Origin of the sequence: Kitasatospora sp. MY 5-36 (genome assembly GCF_001182915.1) — a bacterium.
Classification (GTDB): domain Bacteria; phylum Actinomycetota; class Actinomycetes; order Streptomycetales; family Streptomycetaceae; genus Kitasatospora.
Genome location: NZ_LFVW01000859.1, coordinates 1 through 3,780, shown reverse-complemented (window position 1 = coordinate 3,780; position 3,780 = coordinate 1). Strand labels below are relative to the sequence as shown.

At 75.2% G+C, this 3,780-nt stretch carries 3 protein-coding genes; 1 reads left to right on the top strand and 2 read right to left on the bottom strand.

Annotated features, from left to right (window positions below):
- On the top strand, positions 1–2,178 hold a 2,178-nt coding region (locus tag AE652_RS37320; protein WP_159028671.1), incomplete at its 5' end, for a SpoIIE family protein phosphatase.
- A gap of 46 nt (positions 2,179–2,224) precedes the next feature.
- Here AE652_RS37320 and AE652_RS37315 read toward each other — a convergent pair.
- Positions 2,225–3,364 (bottom strand): DUF2637 domain-containing protein, encoded by a 1,140-nt coding sequence (locus tag AE652_RS37315; RefSeq protein WP_049659689.1) that lies wholly within the window; start codon positions 3,362–3,364, stop codon positions 2,225–2,227.
- A 214-nt stretch (positions 3,365–3,578) separates the two neighbouring features.
- The coding region (locus tag AE652_RS44495) for a (2Fe-2S)-binding protein (RefSeq protein WP_199823202.1) at positions 3,579–3,780 on the bottom strand (202 nt) is incomplete at its 5' end.

Here is a 3,780-nt window from a genome sequence, read left to right as displayed (position 1 = left end):
CCGCCCGCCCAGTCCTCGCGCCGCGGCTCCGCGGTGCGCCCGTCCCCGAGCCTCGCCGCCGCCCGGCTGGCGCCCGTGCTGTCGGGCGGCCTGCCGCCGTCCTCCGCGGACACCATGCCGGACTGGCTGGAGCCCGCGATGGCGGCCAACGGCATCGGCTCCTTCGACTGGGACATCCGCCGCGACGTCCTGGAGGGCGACCAGCGGGCCTGTGCGATCGTCGGCCTGGACGCCCTGGGGCAGAGCCGCTTCGACCGTACGGCCGCCTCCTTCCTGGCCATGCTGCACCCCGAGGACGCGCCCGTGGTGCGCCGCCGGGTCGAGCGCGCGGTGTCCGAGCTGGGCCAGTGCGGCGCCTACTACCGGACGGTCGGGGCGAACGGCGGCATGCGCGCGGTGCGCTTCCGCGGCCGGGTGCTCGCCGACGCCTTCGGCCGGGCCTCCCGGATGGTCGGCTTCGTCTGGGACGCCACCGTCGAGCTGCACAAGCGGGACCACGCCGACCGGATGGCCCTGCTGCGCGAGGAGCGCTCCCGGTTCATCAAGGAGGCGGCGCGCGCCCTCTCCGAAGCCGTCACCGTGCGTGACGTGGCCCGGGTGTTCACCGAACTGCCGCTGCCCGGACTGCCGCCGGACGGCCTGGTGCTGGCCTCCTTCGAGGCCGGACGGGCGCAGATCCTCGGCGCCTCCGGCTACCGCTCCGACTCGCTGGCGGTCTGGGACCGCACCGTGCTGCCGCCCGGCCACCCGGCCGCCGAGGCGCTGCGCCACCGCGCGCCGGTCTTCGTCTCGACCCGCGAGGACTTCCGCGACGGCTACCCCGAGGTGTGGGAGCAGACCAGCCGCACCGGCCGGGGCTCCTGGGCGTACCTGCCGCTGGTGGCCAGCGGCCGGGCGATCGGCGTCTGCGTGGTCAGCTTCGACGACGAGCGCGAGCTGGACGCCGACGAGCGCACCCTGCTGACCACCCTGGGCGGGCTGGTCGCCCAGTCGCTGGCCCGGGCCCGGCTGCACGACGCCGAGCACGAGCTCGCGGCCGGCCTCCAGCGGGTGATGCTGCCGCGCACCGTCCCGTCCGTCCCGGGCGTGACCACCGCCGTGCGCTACATCGCGGCCGGCTCCGGCCTCCAGATCGGCGGCGACTGGTACGACGTGGTGCCGCTGCCCGGCGGACACGTCGGCCTGGTGATCGGCGACGTCCAGGGCCACGACGTGCACGCCGCCGGGATCATGGGCCAGCTGCGGATCGCGCTGCGCGCCTACGCGGCCGAGGGCCACCCGCCCGCCGCCGTGATGGCCCGCGCCTCCCGCTTCCTCGCCGACCTGGACACCGACCACTTCGCGACCTGCACCTACGCCGAGGTCAACGTGGACTACGGCGTGGTCTACGCCGTCCGGGCCGGTCACCTCGACCCGCTGGTGCGCCGCGCGGACGGCACCGCCGCCGTGGTGCCGGTGGCCGGCGGGCTGCCGCTGGGCATCGACCCGGACCAGGAGTACCGGGTCACCCGGTTCAGCCTGGACCCGGGCGAGACCGTGCTGCTCTGCACCGACGGCCTGGTCGAGGCGCGCGGCATGGACCTGGACGAGGGCATCGCCCGGCTCGCCCGGGCGCTCGCCCGCCCGCTGCCGGACGCCGGGCAGGCCGCCCGCGACCCGCTGGAGGAGCTGGCCGAGCGGATCGCCTCCCAGGCCGCCGACTCCAGCGAGCGCGAGGACGACATAGCGCTGCTGCTCCTGCGCTGGGACGGCCCGGCCGGCGGGCTGGCCGCCCAGCAGCTGCGCCGCCGGATCGGCCAGGCCGACCTGGCGCGGGTCGCCGAGGTCCGGGCCGAGCTGCGCGACGCACTGCGCCGCTGGGGCGTGGCCGAGTTCATCGACACCGCCGAGCTGCTCTCCTCCGAGCTGGTCACCAACGCCATCCGGCACACCGACCGGGACGCCATGTTCACCGCCCGGCTCTACCGGGAGCCGGAGGCGGACGGTGGCCGGGCCCGGTTGCGGGTCGAGGTGGAGGACGAGTCGGACCTCTGGCCGACCCGCCGGACGCCGGGGGAGCAGGCCTCCTCCGGGCGGGGTCTGATGCTGGTCGAGGCACTCGCGGACTCCTGGGGCGTGGAGCCGCGCGGCTCCGGCAAGCGGATGTGGTTCGAGCTCAGCGGGACGTCGGCGGCCTGAGCGCCGGCCCGGGGCCTGGGCTCCCGGGGCGCCGACGGGGGAGCGGTCAGCCGAACTGCTGCTCCAGGTCCTTCAGTTTGCGTTCCATCTCGTCCAGCCGGGGCAGCGTGACGGTGTCCTCCTCCAGGGTGAGGTCGATGGTGCGCCGCTCCGGACGGGCCGGCAGGCCCGGCTGGACGACCGTGCCCTCGGCCGGTTCCACCTCGCGCGGACCGGCGGGGCGCTCCACCTCGGGACGCTCGGCCCCGACGCGCTCCGCCGACACCCGCTCCGTCGACACCCGTTCCGCCGACACCCGCTCCGTCGAGACGCGTTCCACCCCGGGGCGGTCCGCCGCGGCGGCCGTCGCGGGCTCCGCGCCGGACCCCAGCCGCCGCGCCGTGCCGCCACCGCGCCGCCAGGCGCTGTGGGAGCGGTTGATCGCCCGGATCTCGGCCCGTTCCCGGCGCCCGGCCAGCTTGCGGCGCTGCTTCTCGTCGGCGCGCTCCCGCTTGTCGTCGCGCACCTCCTCGACCGCCTCGTCCAGGCTGCGGACGTTCTCCAGCAGCATCAGCGACCAGGCCGCGTAGGTCTCGCGCGGGGCGCGCAGCCAGCGGACGATGCGGATCTGCGGGAGCGGGCGCGGCACCAGGCCCTGCTCGCGCAGCGCGGCCCGGCGGGTCTGCTTGAGCGCCCGGTCGAACAGGATCGCCGCGGAGAGGGACATGCCGGAGAAGAACTGCGGGGCGCCGGCGTGGGTCAGGCCGCGCGGGGCGTGCACCCAGTTGAACCAGGCCGAGGCGCCGGCGAAGAGCCAGACCAGCAGCCGGGAGCCGAGCGCCGCGTCGCCGTGGCTGGCCTCGCGGACGGCGAGCACCGAGCAGAACATCGCGGCGCCGTCCAGGCCGAACGGGACGAGGTACTCCCAGCCGCCGGACAGGCCGAGGTTCTGCACGCCGAAGCCGACCAGGCCGTGGAAGGAGAGGGCGGCCGCGACGCCCGCGCAGCAGAACAACAGGGTGTAGGAGGCGCCGCCGTACAGGGATTCCTTGCGGCGGCGCCGTTCCTCGGACCGTTCCCAGGAATCCGTGCCGGCGGTGGAGGAGGCGGACCCCCGGCTGCGGAGCAGGGCCACCAGGAGTGCGCTGACCAGCAGCCCCACGACCACGGTGATCGCCCATCCGAGCGGTATGTCGGACAATTTCATCGCCGAAACCAGCCTCGCTTTCCTGCGTCGCTTTTCTGCGTCGTGACGGCGGGGACCATCATGGCGGACGCGCGGCGAGGAAATGGCCGATTCGCCGTCAATGCGCTGAGGAGAGGGATTTCTGACCCGGTTACCATCGCATTGTCATGCGAATTTGAAGCGGGCTTTTCCTGGAATCACGGGCTTTTCGGACCTGATATCGGACAGGTTTTCGTCAACGCCGCGTGACGCGCGGACAGCCGCCGCACATGTCCTTCGGATCGGCGGTGTAGACGAGGCAGCAGCTGGCCCGGGAGCGCTCCAGGGCCGGAGCGCCACCGCTCCCGGGCGCCGGGGGCGCGAATCCGGCGCCCGGGATGAAGGGGGCCGGGGCCGGAGCGGGGCGGTCGCCCGCGCCGGGCGTGCGCGCGGGGTCG